The organism is Maribellus sp. YY47, assembly GCF_023111095.1.
Lineage (GTDB): Bacteria > Bacteroidota > Bacteroidia > Bacteroidales > Prolixibacteraceae > Draconibacterium.
Map to the genome: position 1 here is coordinate 1 of NZ_JALGYW010000006.1, position 20,453 is coordinate 20,453.

Consider the following 20,453-nt stretch of genomic DNA (forward strand, 5'->3'; position numbering starts at 1 on the left):
ACAAACAAGATACCATTAAAATTAAAAGCTATAAAAGAACAGACCGTTTCAAAGCTAGCTTTGAAACGGTCTGTGAATCTATTAACTTAGTCCAATAATCTGTAACGCTTATTTAGGACTAGTCATAGTCAATCTTAAAAAATATCCAATTCTCAATATTGAATGTAAAATATCCAACAAAATCCGGAAGAATGGACATTGGGAATTCTGGATTGGATATTCTGCTTTAAAAATTAAAAACAAATCCCGGATAGCAACATGCATTTTAACTTTCATTTCTGTTGGTGATTCCCCGGAATCATGATTGTTCTGTATGGAGTTATTTTAAGCCCAGATTCTTTTTCTCCAGTAAAAGTTCAATCGATTGTTTTACACGTCTTGTCCTCGTTTCCGGTCGCTTGGCCGTTTTTATCCACAGGAGGTATTCCTTCTGATGTCTTTTGCTGAGCCCGTTAAAATATTCTGCTGCTGTTGTATGTTTTTCGAACTCTTCCTTAAGTTCCTGTGGAATTGTCAGGTCTATTTCAGGAGGAGTGTTTATCTTGGCCCAATTGCCGTTTTGTTGGGCAGCTTCAATCTTTTTTAAACCCACAGGTTTTATTTTCCCTTCTTTTAACAATGCGGCAACGCGTTTTTTATTGGATTCCGACCAGACACTGTTTTCTTTTCGGGGAGTGAATTTTCGGGCATAGCGGTCTTCATCCAGCTTTTTTACCAAACCGTCGATCCAGCCCCAGCATAAAGCTGATTGAACGGACTCTTCGTAAGAAATTCCGGGAACGTCTGTGTGTTTTTTTAAATAAACCAGCCACAATTCAGTTTCTGTATCGTGGTTTTGCTCCAGCCAGCTTTCCCATTGTTCGGATGTTTCAAAAAACATTGTTTTCATTTCTTTGAAATTGAGTTGTCTTTTGCAAGATACAAAAAACACCCGCAGACTGTTTTGTATAGATCTACGGGTGTAAAGTTATTTTTCCTGTTTTCTGTTACTTGAACTCAACCGGAAGCAGGTATTTAACGGGAACTGCTTTGCCGCGTTGTTTCCCGGGTTTCCACTCCGGCATTTCAGAAGCAATAATTACAGCTCCTTTTCCGGCGGCATCATTTTCTTTTTCAACTACTTTAATGTCGGTAACTTTGCCCGCAGCATTTACGGTGAACGCGACTTTTGCTTTTCCTTTTATTCCTTTTTCCCGCGCTATTTTCTGTTGCATTTTGTAAACATAGTCACCCAATGCCTCTGACCTTCCGGGGTATTCAGGCATATCTTCTACTACTATAAATACTTCTTTTTCCCCACTAGCAGGTGGCGGTGGAGTTAACTTTTCCTTTTTTCCTGGAGGAGGTGGGGGAGGTGGCGAGGCAGGTGCTGCCGGACCAATTAAAATAACCGCATCTCTCAGAACGTATTTTTTATAAAATGCTCCCTCTTTCATTTCCCCGGAAGTAATCTGAGTGTAGTGTTCCACCAGGGTTTCTTTTCCGACAAATGACAATACAATACTCGATTTTTCAGGGACATCCAGTGAGAATGTGCCATCTCTGTCAACTACAGTTCCAACAGTTCCTCCCTTAACAACTACCGATGTTCCGGGCATTGGATCACCATTTTCATCCGTAACCATACCATTTAGCTTGATGGTTTTTTGTGAAATCAACTTGCTTGCTTCTACTTCACCGGTCTCCTGTTCTTGAATGGGAGCTTGATATTCCGGTTCAGCAAAAGCAAACAACAGAAGCGCAAGGGCAGGTAATGCCCACATAAATTTTACTCCGCGTATGTGCGGCGTTCTCTTTTTCGTCATCATTTTTAATCGATTTGCGTTAAGGGCGAAATTCAGGTTGTTGGTGATGCCAATAATCTGCATGCCCATTAACTGGTTTACTAATAAAGCCTGGTAGCGGGCTACAGTGTGTCCCTGCGCAAGAACACCTTTGTCGGCCAGGTACTCGTGGTTTTGTTTAATGGATCGTTCAAAGAACCAAATAAATGGGTTGAACCAAAAGATGACTGTTAACAGTTCTATAAAAAGCAGGTCGAACCAGTGATTCTCACGAATGTGCACTTTTTCGTGAGCCAGAATTTCCGGCAGGTCGTCCTGTGTGTGAAATTTCGGATTGATAAATATTACATTGAAAAACGAGAAAGGGAGACCGTATTTCTCATTTTCAATAATTCTGACACCTTCCAGCGATTTCATCCGGTGTCTGATCATCAGCGACAATAACACGCCGGTTTGTATGATTAGTCGTAGCATGAAAATGGCTGCTCCGGTGAGATAGACAATCAGAAGTGCGTGTTGCCAACTGAAAACCGTACCACTATCGTTAATGGCTTCTGTAATGGGGATATTTTTAAAAGTGTCGGCAATGGTACGAACCGGTGCATTGGTGCCGGCCTGGGCTAAAACGTTATATTGGAGGGGGAAAACCGGCAGGAGCGCCGCGGTAGCCAGGGCCGCCAAAAGATAAAAGCGGTTAGCCTGGTGGAAAGTTTCTTTTCGAAGGAACAGCCAGTAAACTGAATAGAACAGTACAATACCGGCCGAGGCACTGACTAAATAAGTTAATAGCGTTTCCATGGTTTTTCTTCCTTCTCTTTTTTGATCTCCTCTTCTGTAATTTTCATAATTTCTTCCAGTTCTTCGAGGCTCAGGTTGTTCTCTTTGGCAAAAAAGGTGGCCATTTTAGGGAACGAGCCGTTGAAGTAGTTTTTCAGTAAAGAACCAAACTGAACGCGGGTGTATTCCTGTTTGCTTACTTCGGCATAAAAGAGATTTACATTGCCTACTTTTTTGCTTTGCACAAAACCTTTTTTCTCCAACACCTTTAGAACGGTAGCGACGGTGGTATAAGCCGGTCTGGGCTCCTCAAATTCGTCTACAACTTGTTTTACTACTGCCTCTTTTAGTTTCCAGAGGATATGCATAATTTGCTCTTCGGCTTTTGTAAGTGTCTTCATTCAAAAAAATATTAGCTACTACAAATATAGTAAGTAAAATTAATTCTCAAACTATTCTTTTAATAAAAATACTAGAAAGATAGTAGTTCGGATTTGGAGAATAAAAAAACCAGCTGAATTTCAGCTGGTTTTATGCTCGTTCTTTTGTGGTGTCTATTCCCAAACAAAATTCTGGCTTGCAATTGAAATTTCTTCAATGTTGTACCAGTAATTAGAAGCCGTTGCTGTACTTTCATATTGGATAGCCTGCAGTTCGAGAGTGTATGTATCTCCCGAAACCAGTTGTTTGGCGAACGTTCCGGTGCCCGCAGCTATTTGGAATGTTACAGCAGAGCTCGACAAACTCGTGCCGACAAATGCAATAGCGCCTTCGTCGTCTTTTAAGCGAACGACATAATTGTCCGCATCTGTTACTTTATCCCACTTTACGGTTATAATTCCTGAACCGGTAGTTACAGTAACTTCAGTAATTTCAGGAATTTCGAGTGTTCCCATTTCTGTGGTTTCGGCCAGTGTATGTTCAATACCTTCGTTAACAACGGTAAACGAGAAATCACCAAATTCCAGTGCGTCCTTTGAATAGTCAGCTGCGGCAGGTTCTTCATAGTACGTTTGCTTGTTGGATTCATAGCTCGTCAGATCCTTTGTTCCTCCCTCGGGGAGTGTAATGGTGGCTGAGCTCATCGGATAGTTGCCGTAAACATAATATGCCCTGGCATAATGTACTGTGTCGTTTACCAGTTTTTTAATTGTCAGTACTTCTCCGTAAGCAGTAAAAGGTTCGGTTTCGTCATCATTACAAGAAGCCATTCCTGCAACAATCAGGAACATCATTAATAACTTTCCAATTTTCTGAATAGTAATCATTTGATTAAGATTTTATTTAATTACAAATTAAGTAAGAATTATCTTACATTTCCAGTCTCTGCATACACAGATGCACCAATTGAGATATGGTTGCGTAGGAATAACCAATTTTTCGAGAAAAAATTTTTCAGTACCGTCTAACTGCTTGGGAAAACGTCACTAATGATCTCTTTTAGAATGTAGTCGGCCGTTTCAATGTTGGGGATGTTGGCAAAAGTAAGCGTGAGCTTTCCGTTGGCTTCTTTCATTTTGCCCTTTGATTTTCCCTTTTGGATGTGTTGAACGATTCTGACAAATGTATCCGACTGGTAGAACGAGGAACGTTGATCGGAAACAAAATAGCAGATCATTTTTTTCTCTTTCAGGATGATTTTTTCCATGCTGAGTTCAATCGCTTTCCAACGTAATGGGAGCACGTCCAGCAATTCACGGCTCATGGCGGGCAGGGCACCAAACCGGTCGATCAATCCCTTTTTGTAGAGTTCGAGTTGTTCATGATCTTCGATGTTGTCGAGTTCGCGGTACAACAGCATTCTTTCCGAATTCCCAGGAATGTAATCGCTCGGGAAAAGTAATTCCATATCGGTGTCGATTACGCAGTCGTTCACGTATTTTAGCTTCAGGAAAGCCTGTGATTGATTGTCATCCTGTTCGGCAAATAAATCGCTGAATTCTTCCTGTTTCAATTCCTGAATAGCTTCGTTCAGAATACGGTGATAGGTTTCAAATCCAATGTCGGCGATAAATCCGCTTTGTTCGGCTCCCAGCATGTTTCCGGCCCCACGAATATCGAGGTCCTGCATCGCAATATTAAATCCGCTGCCCAGTTCCGAAAACTGCTCAATGGCCTGAATTCTTCTTCGGGATTCAGGACTTAAGGAAGACAGCGGAGGTGTGATGAGGTAACAAAATGCTTTTTTATTCGATCTTCCAACCCGTCCGCGCAACTGGTGCAATTCGCTCAATCCGAAGTTTTGGGCGTTGTTAATGATAATCGTGTTGGCATTCGGAATATCGAGTCCCGATTCGATAATGGTGGTTGCGATCAAAACATCAAACTTGCCGTTGATGAAATCGAGCATCACTTTTTCCAGTTTCGGGCCTTCCATTTGCCCGTGGCCAACCACTGTTTTCACGCCCGGCACAATTCGCTTGATCACATCTTCCACCTCAAAAATATTTTGTACGCGGTTGTGGATAAAGAAAACCTGCCCGTTACGGTCGAGCTCGAATTCGATGGCTTCGCGAATCATTTGCTCGTTAAAGCCATGAGCTTCTGTTACGATGGGATAACGGTTGGGGGGAGGCGTTTGAATGATGGAAAGATCGCGTGCTCCCATCAGCGAAAATTGAAGGGTTCTTGGGATTGGAGTAGCAGTAAGTGTCAGTGTATCAACATTTACTTTTATTTCTTTCAGTTTTTCTTTTACCGAAACTCCAAATTTCTGTTCTTCGTCGATAATCAGCAGGCCAAGATCGTTGAACTTCACGTCTTTGCTTACCAGTCGATGTGTTCCGATGATAATGTCGGTCTTTCCGCTGGCTACCTCTTTGAGTGAATTCTTTATGTCGGCAGTCGATTTTAAGCGGCTTACGTAATCAATTTTCACCGAGAAATCCTGCAGACGTTCAGAGAAGGTTTTAAAATGTTGTAGCGCCAGAATGGTGGTGGGAACCAAAACAGCTACCTGTTTACTATCGGCTACTGCTTTAAATGCAGCACGAATGGCGACTTCTGTTTTTCCGAAACCCACATCGCCGCAAACGAGGCGGTCCATCGGGATCGTTTTTTCCATGTCGCTTTTTACCGCCGAAGTTGCCTTTTCCTGATCGGGCGTGTCTTCGTATATAAACGAAGCTTCGAGCTCGGTTTGCAGGTACGAGTCGGGCGAAAAGGCATAGCCTTCTTCGGCTCTTCTTTTGGCGTACAAGGCAATCAGCTCCTTGGCAATGTCTTTCACTTTTGCCTTGGTGCGGTTTTTCATTTTTTGCCAGGCACCGGTTCCCAGTTTATTGATGTTGGGCTCGGCCCCGTCTTTCCCTTTGTATTTCGAGATGCGGTGCAGCGAATGAATGCTCACCAGCAGCGAGTCGTTATCGCGGTACACCAAGCGGATGGCTTCCTGCATTTTGCCATTTACGTCGGTTTTTACCAGTCCGGCAAATTTTCCGATTCCGTGATCGATATGAACCACATAGTCTCCCGGGTGAAGCTTGTTTATTTCCTGTAGCGAAATCGCTTCGCGCTGCGCTTTCCTGGTTTTAAGCTTAAACCGGTGGTAACGCTCAAATATTTGATGGTCGGTATAAAAACAGGCTTTTATGTCGTGGTCGATAAATCCTTCGTGCAAAATAAAATCAACCGGATTAAAGTGCACACGAATATTGGTATCCCTGAAAATGGCTTGCAGTCGGTCGAATTGTTTTTCCTGGCTCGACAAAATAAAAAGTTCGTAACCGTTGCTTTGGTGTTCCACCAGGTTGGCGCCCAGCAATTCGAAGTTTTTATTGAAAACCGGCTGAACCGAGTTCGAGAAACTGATGATTTCGTTGGGTTTGAAGGCCCGGGCAATTCCAAAATCAAAAACCGTCGACGCGGCCAAATCTTTTTCCAGTTCATTGCCTGAAATGATCAGCCCGGAGAAATCCTCTTCTTCGCGGCTGACAAGGGTTTGCCGGTGAATGTCGGACATACGGTCGAAAAAAATGTTCAGATCGTTGCCAAACCACAGCGGATTATCCTGGATAAATTGAGCCAGCGACACCCTGCTTCCTTCAATTTCAGCGTTCTGAATATTGGGGACAATGGTTATTTTCTCGAGTCGTTTTTTCGAGAGCTGATTTTCGATGTCGAAACTGCGGATCGAATCAATCTCGTCGCCAAAAAAGTCGATGCGGTAGGGATCCTCGTGCGAAAAAGAGAAGATGTCAACGATGCTTCCACGTACCGAAAATTGTCCCGGTTCGTACACAAAATCAACGCGTTCGAATCCGTATTCATACAAAAACTCATTCACAAATTCAATCGAAAGTTTGTCTCCGATTTTTACCTGTAAGGTGTTGCTTTCAAGGCTTTCGTTCGAGATTACTTTTTCAACCAAAGCTTCGGGGTACGACACCAGCACATACGAATTCTCCTTTTTCGATAAAAGGTTGAGCACTTCGGTGCGTTGAACAATATTTTCCTGCTCGGGCTGATCGTATTGCACCGAACGCTTGTACGATGAGGGAAAAAACAGCGTTTGCTCCAACAGTCCGAGGTTGTTCAGGTCGTCGTAAAAGTAGGCTGCCTCTTCGCGGTCGTTGAGCAGTACTACAAAATTTTTACCGGTGTTTTGAAAAAGTTTGGCGAGTAAAATGGTTTTGGCAGAGCCAATAAGCCCCTGCAGGTGAACTTTCTCACCCGGGGGGACAAGCAGCTTTTTTTCTACTTTAGAAAAGCCGGGATGCCCTTCGAAATATTTAAGAAACAGGTTGGTTTCCAAAACCAAAATTTTTCGCAAATATAGTTTTTACCTGAAAGCTGGGAACAAAAAAAGGAGCAATAATGCTCCCTGAGTATCTAAATATAAAATTAGCTTTTACCAGCTCCAGTTCGGAAAAACATTTCCGGCACCGTTCGAATGAAACCTCACCCGGAACTCTCCTTTACTATTGATTTTTACATTGTCGTCAACCATATATGCAGTGACTTTTCCTTCGTCATCGAGTGTTAGCGGATGGGTCAATGCGATGTAATTCATGCCGTTTTTCGGGATCAAAAAATGACCTTCCGGCAATTGAAAGCAGGCTATTTTTGTAATGTTCCCTGAAGCCGATAAAACTGTAGTGTAACTTTGGGCAACAAATGGTTCTTTATCTGCTGAACCTTTGGAGACAGGAAGCCACACAGTTAACGTTTTTGAGAAATCTACTTCGGCCTGGGATTTTGCTTTGTACGAAAACATCAATACAAAGCCAAGCAAGAATAGGAATGCTAGTTTTTTCATTATCACAATCTTTAAGTGGGTTTGTAAATCAATTCCTAAGTTAAGAATTGTTTTTGATGAATTCTAATATTTGTTGGGTATCCTTTGTGGCATCCACTTCGGTGTTCTTGTAAACGATCTTTCCGTTTTTGCCGATAACAAAAGTCCATCGGCTGGCGGTAACTCCCCTGACAAGGTCAACATCGTGTCCGTCGATTTCGCGGGTAATGCTGCCTCCCTCGCGGGTGGGTACCCCAAATTTTTTTGCAATTTCGCCACCGGCATCCGATAGAAGAGGAAAGTTCAAATCGTTTGCTTTTTTGAACAGTTTTAATCCTTCCACGTTGTCGCCACTAACACCCACTACCATGGCATCAGCCGATGCAATTTCACTTTTAAAATCGCGGTAGGCGCAGGCTTGTTTGGTGCAACCGCCTGTCATGGCTGCCGGGTAGAAATAAACCACTATAAATTTTTTGCCAACATAGTTTTTCAAATCCCAGGTCAATCCATCGTCGGCCTGCGTTTTAAACTCAGGAGTTTTGTCTCCCACGTTCAACTCCTGTGAGCGGACGTTTGTGGAAACAATGGTCAATAGCATCATGGCTGTAAGTATTGTTTTCATCGATTTCAAATTTTCAGTTTTTGAATGTTAGTATTACTACAAATTTAAACTCAAAATGTTCTGGCAAAATACTGTTGTAAAACTACTTTCAATGTAGTTGAATGGATTTTTTAACCGCCTTAAAATGTTTAACTTTAGGAAAATCATCGTTACATGGGACAAGCTTATTCTTATCAGTGCGATCACTGCGGCTACGAAGAGAATTTTAAACAGGGGCACGGTTTTTTAGTGCACTCCCAACCGCTGCGCGACTACCTGAAACAACCCATGCAGATATTTCACTATAAAACGCACCGTTTACTGCAAAAACTGGCGTCGGAGACCCGACCTTTATTTCTAAAAGCCGGATTTCAGATTTACAAATGTCCGCGCTGTAAAACGCTGCACGATAAAATTGAAGTAACGGTTTACGATGAAGAAAATGTGGTGCACAAAACAGAATTCAGGTGTTCCCAGTGTAAATCGCGGCTAAAGCTGACCAATATTCACCGGCTTAAAAAGGCAATTTGTCCGAAATGTCGTCGCCGCACGTTTCACCGCAATCATACCTATCTGGCTTTGTGGGATTAATTTGTCGTTTTGCTGATGCATTCGTCGTACAGTTCCCTGAACTTTTGATTATCCGGATAATGCATGCTAAGCGATTTAAAATGAAAGGCTCCCTTGTCAAACTGTTTTTCGTAACTCAGGTAAATTTTTCCTAAAAAGTAAGCAGAAAGGGTAGATGTAATTGTGGCCGACGAACTGGAAAGTTTTTCCAGTTCGGTAAGTGCTGCCAGCATGTTTTCGTCTTTGTCGTTACTGAAAAATGGTTTTAAATAGTTGTCGAAATATAGAATCAAGGCGCTGTACAAGTCAAATAATTCGCGTTGATCTGAATGGAGTGCCGAGGCATGATCCTTTAACTCGAAGAAAAGCGTTAATGTTTTCTTCCGGGTAGAAATGGCATTGAAAATTTTAAAGCGCTTCAGCTCATAACGTAGCTGATACGAAAGCGTGATTAAACGAATGGCTTTTTGATGAAAGGTTTCAGCCGCTTCAATGTTGTATTTGTTCAGCGTTTGTTCAAAGGCAGAGTAGTTGGGTTGGTTGGTGCCGGTAACATTTTTCCAATAACTCAAATCAATTTCGAGAACGGCCCGGTAATAGTCGTCGATTGTGTTATTTTGAGCAAGCAGAACCGACGCCGAGTCGTAATGTTGGTTATAAATGAGGTTGAAAATATGATTCGTTGGTTCATGCTGAGCGCTTGTCTTCAGCTGAACGAAAATCAAAAGCAACAATACAGGAAGTAAACTCTTGGTCATGTATCACTGTTTTTTGTATTCCAGCAACATCCCGAAATGAGGGATTCCGTCCTCCAGGTATTCTTCGGTGATGACGACAAAACCAAGATCTTCATAAAATTTCTGCAGGTACTTTTGGGCGCTGATTTTGATTTTATCGGCCTTCCATTCTTTTAAAATGTAAGCTTTGGCTTCCTCCATCATCTCAATACCTATTCCTGTTCCGCGCTCCGACTCTTTCACAACAACCCGCCCGATGGAACAATCGTTAAAACGCGAACCCGGTTTTAGAAGCCGTGAACAAGCAACCATAATGCCGTCTTTACGCAGAAACTGGTGAATCGCTTCTTTGTCGTGACTGTCCAGATCGTTGTACACACAGTTTTGCTCCACTACAAAAACTTCGGAACGAAGCTGTAGTAAGTCGTAAAGCTCGTCGGTGGTCAGCTCGGAGAAATGTTTGAATTCGAATTTCATGAATAAACTTTTTTAGGACTGTGTTGCAAATTTAAACGAATAAACTTGCAAGCAAGGTAAAAGCCAACCCGCATAATGCAATAATCGTTTCCATCACGGTCCACGATTGTAAAGTTTGTTTTTCGTTCATCCCGAAATATTTGCCGACCAGCCAGAATCCGCTGTCGTTGACATGCGACAACAAGGTAGCGCCAGAAGCAATGGACAAAACCACCAACGCTCTTTGAGGATCATTCAATCCCAATTCGTTAATTACGGGTGCAATAATTCCTGCGGCTGTGATCATCGCCACGGTAGCAGAACCCTGTGTTACCCGAACAATGGCTGCAAGAATCCAGGCCAATGCGATAGGTGGCAAGGCAGAATTTGCCATCGATTCTGCCATCATTTTACCGATTCCTGAGTCCACCAGTATTTGTTTGAGAACTCCTCCTGCTCCGGTTATTAAAATGATAATTCCTGCCGGGCCAAGCGCTTTGGTGCTCAGATCGAGTATGGTCTGTTTGGGCATTCCTCGTTTCACGCATAAAACATAAATCGCAATTAAAGTGGCAATGATCAAAGCAGTAAACGGGTGGCCGATAAATTCAACACCATCGGTCAGCATCGATTTTTGGATCACTCCTTTTTCAACAAGAAGTGAGGTTAAGGTATTCAGTAAAATTAATACGAGTGGTATTGAAATGATCAGGGCAACAACACGAAACGAAGGCAGATCTTTGTCTTTTTTTGTTTCGTCGAAGGAATTTAAGAATTCAGCAGGTGGCAAAATGTGAATTTTCTTTGAAATGTATTTTCCCCAGAAAGGCCCGGCGATAACAGCCGTTGGAAATCCCAGGATAACGCCAAAAAATATCACCCAGCCCAACTGGGCATTCAGAATATCGGAAACAGCTACCGGACCGGGAGTCGGAGGAATGAAGCTGTGAGTAACCGCAAGCCCGGCTAAAAGCGGGATTCCATAGTAAAGCAGCGACTTGCCGGTGTCTTTGGATAAAGCATAGATAATAGGAACCAGGATGATAAAACCCACATCGAGAAAAACAGGAATGGCAACGATAAAACCGGTGATCACCATTGCCCAGGTTGCCTTTTCTTTACCGAACTTTTTCACCAGCGAATGGGCGAGCGATAAAGCTCCTCCCGAACTTTCAAGCATTTGGCCGAAAATGGCGCCCAGTCCAACCACTGTGGCTACAAAACCCAGTGTGCTACCCATTCCGCCCTGAATGCTCTGAAGGATATTTTTCACTGGCATTCCGGTCAGAACTCCAACATAGATCGAGATGATTAGCAGGGTGATAAAAGCGCTTATTTTTAATTTGAGCACCATGAAAAGCAAGAGTGCAACTGCCGAGGTGACCAAAAAAAAGATAAAAAATGTCGACATCGTTTTTAGGTTTAGTTTGCTTAAAATTAGTTAGATCAGCCGGCCGTCCATATCTTTTCGTTCTTTTTCAGACTGAAGTGGAAATTTTACCGGCTGATTATCACGTGTTGAGCGGTAAATAGCCGTAAACAACTCAACTGTTTTTCGTCCTTCTTCACCGGTTACCAATGGTTCGGTGTTCTTGCTTAATGCCGTCAAAAAATCTTCAATTTGTTTTTGCATGTAATAAACCATTGGATCGACAGATTGGAAAAATGCAGCGTCTTCTTCTTTCCATTGATTTAGGAGTTGTTCTTCGCCGGGAACAGTCCAGATATCGTTTGCCGGAGGTTCCAGTATTCCCGACATGCCCGCAATAAACATGGCCCCGCCATCGGTTTGAACACCCACCGAAGCACCATTGTCGCCATGAATGTGTACTTTCCCGTAAATTCCGGGTTTGGTTGAATTGCTAACGATAATGTTGCCAATTCCGCCATTTTTGAATTTTATAATCGCCAGTGCCGTATCTTCCACTTCGATATACGGGTGATTCAGGTTTTTCCAGATGCCATAAACTTCATCGATTTCGCCCATGTACCAGAGCAGGATATCCAGCTGATGCGGCGCCTGGTTCACCAGAACACCGCCACCTTCCATCTTCCAGGTTCCGCGCCAGGCATCTGCATCGTAGTAAGCTTTGTCGCGCCAGCCGAGAATATTTACGGTTCCAAAAACCGGTTTACCGATTTTGCCGTCTTCAATCGCATTTTTAATTCTTTTAACCGGTTCGTACCAACGCCGCTGACTAATAACTCCGAGTTTAACACCGTGCTTTTTACAAACACTTATTATTTCATCGGAATCGGCAAGTGTTGAGGCCAGCGGTTTTTCAACCAAAACGTTTGCTCCGGCTTTGGCAGCTTCCAGCGTTGGCCCGAGGTGAAAAGGATGAGGCGTACAAACAATAGCCAGATCAATTTTCTTATCAGAAATGAGTTTTGAAATATCGGTAAATGCTTCCACGTTGTATTCTGAAGCAAAGTTTTTCGCCGTTTCAAGTGTTCGGCTCCAAACACCTGAAAGTTGGGCATTGGGCAGATTCTGAACGGCTTTCGCATGAAGATGAGCTACTTTTCCGCAACCCAGAATGGCAATATGGTATAGTTCTTTTTTCAAGTTGATTGAAGTTTTAGGATTTATGTGATTTTGGCATTTTCGAATAGAACGGAAGAACTATGGAACAAGAATAACTTTCTTTAACCCGGGTTCTTTGTTGTACAACCGTTTAAACCAATCAGCGCCTTCCGAAAGCGGGGCAACAGCCGAAATCATGTCATCCACCTTAATTTTGCCGGCGGCAATCAGTTGAAGCACGGTTTCGTATTCTCCCCTGATGGCGCAACTTCCCTGTACTTTAATTTCGCGGGTAACGACACTTTGAAGCGGAAAATCGATGGTGGGCGAGAGGTTTCCAACCAACACCACTTTTCCTCCCTTTCTGACGATTTCGATCGCATTATTAACGGTCGGGCTAATTCCAACGGCTTCAAAAACATGGTCGACTCCGCGATTATTCGTGCGGGCTAAAACTTCCTTTGTCAATTTATCTTTATTTGAATTCAAAATCACTTCAGCGCCAAATTTTTTTGCCATTTCCAGTTTCGAATCGTCAATGTCGATAGCAACAAGCGGTGAAGGATTTGAAAGCGCCAAAAGTTGAACGAGGAACAAACCGATCATCCCGGCGCCAACAACAGCAGCACTATCTCCCAGTTGAATTCCAGACTGATGAATGGCATGCCGCGCAACAGCAGCGGGTTCCACCATGGCTGCCTGTTCAAAACTGACATTGTCCGGAAGTTTGTAAAGAATGTGTTCAGGCACCGTTACATATTCAGCAAAAGCTCCATGTTTTTTGTAAGTCCCGGGCGACACGCCAAGTACTTGCCGGTTCTCGCTCAAATTATAATGACCGTTCAAAGTGTACCAGTCGTTTAGCGGATAAATCGTTGAATCGAAGGTCACCCTGTCGCCAATATTCCAGCCTGATACTTCGCTACCAAGAGCCGTGATAATCCCCGAAGCTTCGTGCCCCATAATAATCGGGGGTATTCTCCTGCCGGTACTGCCATCCATACCATGAACATCAGAACCGCAAATTCCGCAGGCTTTTACTTTTACCAGTACTTCATTTTTTGCAGGAACAGGTTCAGCAACATCTTTGTAAACCAACTCATTGTAGTTTTCCAGTATCAGTGCTTTCATAGTTTAGGTTTGATAATTGGAATTAAATATAGATATATGAAAGGACGTTAACAAGTGGATCAACGAACTCTTTTGTTTGGGGAGCTGTCCGGACTGTTGTACCTTTTGTTTCATTTTCAGAGATTTTAGGATGGATAGAGTGAATGATTGAAGGGGAGCAGGCATTTTAGTGCGTTCTGGTTGTGTTTCAAAAGATTTTAGTTCAGAAAATATGTGTCAGATGTTAGCCGGTAAGCGTATACGGTAATAATTTCCATTTTTGTCGCGGAAATAGTACTTTTCGCGGTGGATGTGGCTATTGAATTTGTAGACATCAGATACAAAACTTTTGCAAGTAAGAACTATGAAAGAGATTCTTCAGAAAATTTCGGAGTGCATTGAAATGGGAAAGATCAATCGGGAAGCGCCTTTCCCGGTGGAAATGAAGGGACAAGACGGAGTTGACGAGCTTACACAGCAGGCACTGATGGAAGGGATAAGTACACAGGAAATTCTGAGCCAGGCACTGATGCCCGGCATGGAGAATGTTGGGATAAAGTTTCGCGAAAACAAGGTTTTTGTTCCCCAGGTGTTGATGTCGGCCAAAGCGATGAGTAAAGCGCTTGTTCATCTCAAACCCTATTTTTTATCGGGACAAGTCACCCAAAAAGGAACCTTTATAATCGGCACGGTGGAAGGCGATTTTCACGATATCGGCAAGAGCCTGGTTTCGATGATGGTGGAAGGAAACGGTTGGGAGGTTATTGACCTGGGGACGAACGTGAAAGCAGAAACGTTTATCGAGGCGTTAAAGAAACATCAGAATGCAATTCTCGGGCTTTCGGCGCTGTTAACCACGACCATGATGAGTATGGAGAGAATTACAAAGGCGATCAGAGCCGAGATTCCGGATGCTATTATTGTAGTGGGCGGTGCGCCGGTGAACCAGGACTTTTGTGACAGAATCGGAGCAAACGCTTATGCTGCCGATCCGCAGGGACTGGTGGAATACCTGAATTCGGTAGTACGCTGAGAAAATGGGCAAAATCGTTGAGCAAATAAAGCAAGGGAAAATTTTGGTGTCGGATGGCGCCTGGGGAACCTTTCTTCAGCAAAAAGGATTAAAGCCCGGTGAATGTCCGGAAGAGTGGAACCTCTCTCATCCCTGTGATGTGACCGACATTGCGGCGAGTTATATCAGTGCGGGAGCCGATATGGTAAAAACCAACAGTTTTGGGGGCAATCGTTTCAGACTCGAGAAGTATGGGTTAGGCCATAAGGTTTTTCAACTGAATAAGCGCGCTGCCGAATTAAGTCGTAAAGCGGCCGGCGATAAGTTCGTGCTCGGATCAGTTGGGCCAACCGGGAAAATACTCATAACCGGTGACGTGAGTGAAGAGGAGCTATATGAAGCTTTCAAAGAACAGGTGTTGGGCCTGGAAGCGGGTGGCGCCGATGCGATTTTGATTGAAACCATGACCGATCTCGACGAAGCACAAATTGCGATCAGGGCGGCAAGGGAAAATACACGGTGTGAAGTTTTTTGTACGATGACGTTCGGGAAAACGGCAACCGGGGAATTTCGCTCAATAATGGGTGTAAGCCCTGAAGAAATGGTTAACCCATTGATTGAAGCCGGTGCCGATATGATAGGCGCCAACTGTGGTAACGGAATGTTCAGTATGATCGGAATTGTTGAGGAAATCAGAAAAGCAAATCCCGATATTCCGGTGTTGCTAAATCCCAGTGCGGGGATTCCTGTTTACCGGGACGGTGAAACATTTTTCCCGGAAACTCCCGAAGAAATGGCCAGGCTGGTACCGGAGTTACTAAGGGTCGGTGCGAATGTTATCGGCGGTTGTTGCGGAACAACGCCTGAACATATTTGGATGTTGGGGGAAGAGAGGTTAAAAAATAATTTGGTGTAATTCTCTATGCTCTCTGTGGTAAATAAAAGAAAATTAACCACAGAATTATCAGAGAACTCATGTAGAAACACAGCGGTAAAAAGATGAATAAAATTCCACTTCATATTGTTTCGGGCTTTTTGGGAAGCGGAAAAACCACCTTTCTGAAACGGATCATCGAACAAAATGCGTCGAAATTAAAAATCGGGATCGTTCAGAATGAATTTGCCCCTTCGAATATCGACGGGATGGAGCTGAGAAAATGTGGAGGAAATTTTCAGTTGCTGGAGTTCAAAAACGGATCGGTGTTTTGCGATTGTCTGCTGGGGGATTTTTCCCGTTCGCTTGAACGTTTTGTTGATGAACATCAACCGGATGTGGTAATTGTGGAAGCGTCGGGGCTTTCGGATACTACATCGGTGGCGGAAGTGCTTTCTTCGGGACAGCTTGCTGAAAAGGTATTTCTGGCGTCGAACTGCTGTATTGTTGATGCCGGGAATTTTGGGAAGGTGGGCTTGATGAGGCAGCGCGTGAATCATCAACTTCGGATGGCCGACCTTGTTGTGGTGAATAAAACTGATCTTGCCCGGAATGATACAGATAATCTTCTCGAAGAAATCAAAAAGATAAATCCCTTTGCAGAAATTAGATCGACTTCGTTTTGTCAAATCGATTTTCAATGGGGAGTTGGTACAATTAGCAAATTTTATCCTGACGAAGTACAGGGAATGCCGCGTCCTGCTGTAAATTCGATGGTTATAAAAACGAAGAAAGAAGTATCTGAGGCAGCCTTGCTTGCGTTTTTGAACGAATGGGCGCCCAAAGCCTATCGAATAAAAGGCTATGTGAAGATGCCGGGGCAAAAAGTTGCGGCAGTTCAATGCACATTCGATAAGGTTTCGGTAACCAAAGTCGACGACGATTTTCTCCCGACGGAACTGGTTGCTTTAAGTGATCAGTTTTCCCTGCGCGATTGGAGCCGGGCCTTTCGGGAACTCCCCCGAAAATAGTGGAGAAAAGCGTTTTCCCTGTGCGGGATTAGCATTCAATTTTCATGAAATCAAGCATTGGTTCTTATGCCTCCGTACAAAAACCAGCGGCTTTTGCGCTTGTTTAACCGACTTCCGGCCTCCAATTTAAACCGAAAATTAAATTGTTTGTAGAAACATTTTAAATTAGCTATTTTAGAACGCCTTTTTTGCGGATAAAAAGGTGTTCGTCTACATTTGTGTTGCTCTTTTAAAGAGTTATTAAATCAACCAAAATATTAATAGATTATGAGCAAATTTTTAACTGCCTCAATTGGAAGAAAGTTCATAATGAGTTTGTCAGGGCTCTTCCTGATGGTATTCATTGCGGTCCATTTGGGGCTCAACCTGTTACTTATTTTTGATGACAGTGGTGATCTGTTTAATCAGGGAGCTCATTTTATGGCTACCAACCCACTTATCAAGGTAATGGAACCCATTTTAGGATTGGGATTCATAGTTCACATCTTATGGTCGTTCACGTTGGAGTACCAAAACTGGAAAGCACGTCCGGTAAAGTATGCCAAAAAGAACATGAGTGGAGCCAGTTCATGGGCATCGCGCAACATGCTGGTGCTCGGAGCGCTGGTGCTGGTTTTCCTGATCATCCACATCCTCGACTTTTTTGTGAAGATTAAATTTACCGGCGATCCTTCACTCACTGAAGTACTCGTTGCCGGGGAGCATATGGAGAATACCTATGCCCTTGTTTCGGGAGCTTTTATGAGCAGTACTGCCCTGTGTGTATTGTACATCCTTGGTGGTATTTTGTTGGGAGTGCACCTTTCACACGGATTCTGGTCGTCATTCCAGACACTGGGGTTAAACAACAAATACTGGTTAAAAAGATGGCAGATTGTTGGCCAGATTTATGCCGTAGTAGTTGCCCTTGGTTTTGCGATTATCCCGCTTTATTTCATGTTTGGATTGTACAATTAAAAAGGAAAGAATTATGAGCATTTTAGATAGTAAAATACCTCAGGGGCCATTGGCAGAAAAGTGGACCAAGCACAAGGCGACTATTAAAGTGGTGAGCCCTGCCAACAAGCGTAAATTGGAAATTATTGTGGTTGGTACCGGTTTGGGTGGTGCTTCTGCAGCTGCCTCACTGGCCGAACTTGGATATAAAGTAAAAGCATTTTGTTACCAGGACAGCCCGCGTCGTGCGCACTCGATTGCCGCGCAGGGTGGTATCAACGCTGCAAAAAACTACCAGAACGACAACGACTCGGTTTTCCGTCTGTTTTATGATACCATTAAAGGTGGTGACTACCGTGCACGCGAAGCCAACGTTTACCGTTTGGCCGAAGTTTCACCAAATATTATCGACCAGTGTGTGGCACAGGGTGTTCCGTTTGGTCGCGAATACGGTGGTTTGCTCGACAACCGTTCTTTTGGCGGGGTGTTGGTAAGCCGTACGTTTTATGCACGCGGACAAACCGGACAGCAGTTGTTAATCGGTGCTTACCAGGCGCTGAACCGTCAGATTGCCAAAGGCGCTGTTGAAATGTACAACCGTCACGAAATGCTGGACGTGGTTAAAATTGACGGAAAAGCACGTGGTATTATTGCCCGTGACCTGGTAACCGGAAAAATCAAAAGATTTGGAGCACACGCCGTAGTGGTGGCAACAGGTGGTTACGGAAACGTATTCTTCCTTTCAACCAATGCAATGGGAAGTAACGGATCGGCCGCTTGGCAATGCTACAAAAAAGGAGCTGTAATGGCGAATCCTTGTTTTGTGCAGATTCACCCGACCTGTATTCCGGTTCACGGCGATCAGCAGTCGAAACTGACGTTGATGTCGGAATCGTTGCGTAACGACGGTCGTGTTTGGGTTCCAAAGAAAAAGGAAGATGCAGTAAAACTGCAAAAAGGCGAAATTGGCCCGAACGATATCGCTGACGAAGACCGCGATTTTTACCTCGAAAGAAGATATCCATCATACGGTAACCTTGTTCCGCGTGACGTTGCTTCGCGTGCTGCAAAAGAACGCTGCGATGCAGGTTTTGGTGTAAATGCCGAAGGAAAAGCTGTATTCCTCGATTTCAAATATTCAATTGAAAGACTGGGTAAAGATGTAATTACAGCCCGTTACGGAAACCTGTTCCAGATGTACGAAAAGATCACCGATACTGATCCGTATAAAGAGCCGATGATGATCTATCCGGCTATTCACTATTCAATGGGTGGAACCTGGGTTGACTACAACCTGATGACAACTGTTCCGGGTTTATACTCGATTGGTGAAGCCAACTTCTCTGACCACGGAGCTAACCGTTTGGGCGCTTCTGCACTGATGCAGGGACTGGCTGACGGATATTTCGTATTGCCTTACACCATTGGTGATTACCTGGCAGATGAAATCATGACTCCAAAAACCGATGTAAATGCGAAAGAATTTGCTGAAGCAGAAAAAGCAGTTACCGATCGGATTGAAAAACTATTCAATATTAAAGGTTCAAAACCGGTTGATTATTTCCACAAGAAACTTGGACACATTATGTGGGAATACGTGGGAATGGCCCGTAATGCAGAAGGCTTGAAAACAGCCATTAAAGAAATTCAGGAAGTGCGGGCTGAGTTCTGGAAGGACGTTAAAATCCCTGGAGAACTGGATAACCTGAACCCTGAGTTGGAAAAAGCAGGACGTGTAGCCGACTTTTTCGATATTGGTGAACTGATGGCTCGTGATGCGCTCGACAGGAACGAATCGTGTGGTGGTCACTTCCGCCTGGAATCGGCAACCGAAGAAGGCGAAGCAAAACGTAACGACGAGCAGTTTACTTACGTTTCGTGCTGGGAATATAAGGGAGAAGGCAACGAGCCGGTATTACACAAAGAAGATTTGGTTTTTGAGAATGTGAAACTCACACAACGTAGTTACAAGTAGTCTCACTACTCAAATCTATTAATCTTAAAATCGAAAAGAAATGGCTGATAAAATTCTGAAACAACTCAAAATAAAAGTTTGGAGGCAAAAGAATGCCAAATCCAAAGGAAGATTCGAGACTTATACGATCGAGAATATTTCGACCGGATCTTCTTTCCTTGAAATGATGGACATTTTAAACAACGACCTGATTGAAAAAGGAATTGACCCGATCGCTTTTGACCACGATTGCCGCGAAGGTATTTGCGGAACCTGTAGTCTGTACATCAACGGACGCCCACACGGACCAGATACAGAAGTAACTACTTGTCAGTTGCACATGCGTAAGTTCAAAGATGGCGAAACCATCACTATTGAACCCTGGCGTGCCCGTGCTTTCCCGGTAATTAAAGACCTGGTAGTAGACCGTAGTGCATTTGATAAAATTCTTCAGGCCGGTGGTTTTGTATCGGTTAATACCGGTGGTGTGCCCGATGCCAATGCAATTCCTGTAGCCCGCGAAGATGCAGAAGAATCGATGGATGCTGCGGCATGTATCGGCTGCGGCGCCTGTGTGGCTGCGTGTAAAAACTCGTCGGCAATGTTGTTCGTTTCTGCTAAAGTTTCTCATTTGGCAAAATTGCCACAGGGAAAAGTGGAAGCTAAAACACGCGCCATGAGCATGGTAGCAAAAATGGATGAACTTGGTTTCGGCGGTTGTACCAACACCCGCGCTTGCGAAGCTGAGTGTCCGAAAAGCATTTCTATCATGAATATTGCCCGTCTGAACAGGGAGTATTTAAAAGCCCGTTTGAGCAGATAGTTTGTTAACTTATTATAGACAA

Annotated in this window: 19 protein-coding genes; 7 read left to right on the top strand and 12 right to left on the bottom strand. The window is 43.7% G+C overall.

The features are described 5' to 3' along the window. Positions 1 to 319: 319 nt before the first annotated feature. The 7 genes from MR764_RS06030 to MR764_RS06060 all read right to left on the bottom strand — a co-directional run bounded on the left by MR764_RS06030 (position 320) and on the right by MR764_RS06060 (position 8,422). Positions 320 to 889 (bottom strand): YdeI/OmpD-associated family protein, encoded by a 570-nt coding sequence (locus MR764_RS06030; protein ID WP_247978503.1) that lies wholly within the window; start codon positions 887 to 889, stop codon positions 320 to 322. A gap of 97 nt (positions 890 to 986) precedes the next feature. Further along, a complete protein-coding gene (locus MR764_RS06035; RefSeq protein ID WP_247978504.1) occupies positions 987 to 2,582 on the bottom strand; it encodes a M56 family metallopeptidase in 1,596 nt (531 codons plus the stop codon). Further along, a complete protein-coding gene (locus MR764_RS06040; protein ID WP_247978505.1) occupies positions 2,567 to 2,962 on the bottom strand; it encodes a BlaI/MecI/CopY family transcriptional regulator in 396 nt (131 codons plus the stop codon). Before MR764_RS06040 ends, MR764_RS06035 begins: the two co-directional genes overlap by 16 nt. Before the next feature lie 153 nt (positions 2,963 to 3,115). Beyond that, on the bottom strand, positions 3,116 to 3,829 hold the full coding sequence (locus MR764_RS06045; RefSeq protein WP_247978506.1) for a hypothetical protein: 714 nt from the start codon (positions 3,827 to 3,829) through the stop codon (positions 3,116 to 3,118). Positions 3,830 to 3,966: 137 nt separating this feature from the next. Then, positions 3,967 to 7,314 carry a transcription-repair coupling factor gene (gene mfd / locus MR764_RS06050; protein WP_247978507.1) on the bottom strand — a complete coding sequence of 1,116 codons (3,348 nt, stop codon included), beginning with the start codon at positions 7,312 to 7,314 and terminating at the stop codon, positions 3,967 to 3,969. A 96-nt stretch (positions 7,315 to 7,410) separates the two neighbouring features. Continuing rightward, positions 7,411 to 7,818, bottom strand: coding sequence for a hypothetical protein (locus MR764_RS06055; protein ID WP_247978508.1), 408 nt, complete (start codon positions 7,816 to 7,818; stop codon positions 7,411 to 7,413). Positions 7,819 to 7,858: 40 nt separating this feature from the next. Then, positions 7,859 to 8,422 carry a peroxiredoxin gene (locus MR764_RS06060; protein ID WP_247978509.1) on the bottom strand — a complete coding sequence of 188 codons (564 nt, stop codon included), beginning with the start codon at positions 8,420 to 8,422 and terminating at the stop codon, positions 7,859 to 7,861. A 153-nt stretch (positions 8,423 to 8,575) separates the two neighbouring features. Between MR764_RS06060 and MR764_RS06065 the strand changes: the two genes are divergently transcribed. Continuing rightward, positions 8,576 to 8,992, top strand: coding sequence for a hypothetical protein (locus tag MR764_RS06065; RefSeq protein ID WP_247978510.1), 417 nt, complete (start codon positions 8,576 to 8,578; stop codon positions 8,990 to 8,992). Here MR764_RS06065 and MR764_RS06070 read toward each other — a convergent pair. The 5 genes from MR764_RS06070 to MR764_RS06090 are packed head-to-tail and all read right to left on the bottom strand — an operon-like array spanning position 8,989 to position 13,822. Then, entirely contained in the window at positions 8,989 to 9,729 is a 741-nt protein-coding gene (locus tag MR764_RS06070) for a hypothetical protein (protein ID WP_247978511.1), read from the bottom strand. The genes MR764_RS06065 and MR764_RS06070 overlap by 4 nt on opposite strands. A gap of 3 nt (positions 9,730 to 9,732) precedes the next feature. Further along, complete coding sequence (locus MR764_RS06075; RefSeq protein ID WP_247978512.1) at positions 9,733 to 10,185, bottom strand: GNAT family N-acetyltransferase; 453 nt, start codon at positions 10,183 to 10,185, stop codon at positions 9,733 to 9,735. 31 nt (positions 10,186 to 10,216) lie between these two features. After that, the gene (locus MR764_RS06080) at positions 10,217 to 11,575 is read right to left on the bottom strand and encodes a gluconate:H+ symporter (protein ID WP_247978513.1); all 1,359 of its coding nucleotides are present in this window, start codon (positions 11,573 to 11,575) and stop codon (positions 10,217 to 10,219) included. A gap of 30 nt (positions 11,576 to 11,605) precedes the next feature. Further along, the gene (locus MR764_RS06085; RefSeq protein WP_247978514.1) at positions 11,606 to 12,733 is read right to left on the bottom strand and encodes a Gfo/Idh/MocA family oxidoreductase; all 1,128 of its coding nucleotides are present in this window, start codon (positions 12,731 to 12,733) and stop codon (positions 11,606 to 11,608) included. A gap of 57 nt (positions 12,734 to 12,790) precedes the next feature. Beyond that, complete coding sequence (locus MR764_RS06090) at positions 12,791 to 13,822, bottom strand: galactitol-1-phosphate 5-dehydrogenase (RefSeq protein WP_247978515.1); 1,032 nt, start codon at positions 13,820 to 13,822, stop codon at positions 12,791 to 12,793. 343 nt (positions 13,823 to 14,165) lie between these two features. Here MR764_RS06090 and MR764_RS06095 point away from each other — a divergent pair, with 343 nt between their 5' ends. The 6 genes from MR764_RS06095 (at position 14,166) to MR764_RS06120 (ending at position 20,431) form a co-directional block, all read left to right on the top strand. Then, on the top strand, positions 14,166 to 14,834 hold the full coding sequence (locus MR764_RS06095; protein WP_247978516.1) for a corrinoid protein: 669 nt from the start codon (positions 14,166 to 14,168) through the stop codon (positions 14,832 to 14,834). 4 nt (positions 14,835 to 14,838) lie between these two features. Beyond that, positions 14,839 to 15,729 (top strand): homocysteine S-methyltransferase family protein, encoded by an 891-nt coding sequence (locus MR764_RS06100; RefSeq protein WP_247978517.1) that lies wholly within the window; start codon positions 14,839 to 14,841, stop codon positions 15,727 to 15,729. Between the two features lie 83 nt (positions 15,730 to 15,812). After that, entirely contained in the window at positions 15,813 to 16,718 is a 906-nt protein-coding gene (locus MR764_RS06105; RefSeq protein ID WP_247978518.1) for a CobW family GTP-binding protein, read from the top strand. Positions 16,719 to 16,985: 267 nt separating this feature from the next. Beyond that, positions 16,986 to 17,675, top strand: coding sequence for a succinate dehydrogenase cytochrome b subunit (locus MR764_RS06110; RefSeq protein WP_247978519.1), 690 nt, complete (start codon positions 16,986 to 16,988; stop codon positions 17,673 to 17,675). Between the two features lie 13 nt (positions 17,676 to 17,688). Then, positions 17,689 to 19,629, top strand: a complete 1,941-nt coding sequence (locus tag MR764_RS06115) for a fumarate reductase/succinate dehydrogenase flavoprotein subunit (protein WP_247978520.1) — start codon at positions 17,689 to 17,691, stop codon at positions 19,627 to 19,629. Between the two features lie 40 nt (positions 19,630 to 19,669). Then, positions 19,670 to 20,431, top strand: a complete 762-nt coding sequence (locus MR764_RS06120; RefSeq protein ID WP_247978521.1) for a succinate dehydrogenase/fumarate reductase iron-sulfur subunit — start codon at positions 19,670 to 19,672, stop codon at positions 20,429 to 20,431. Positions 20,432 to 20,453: the final 22 nt, after the last annotated feature.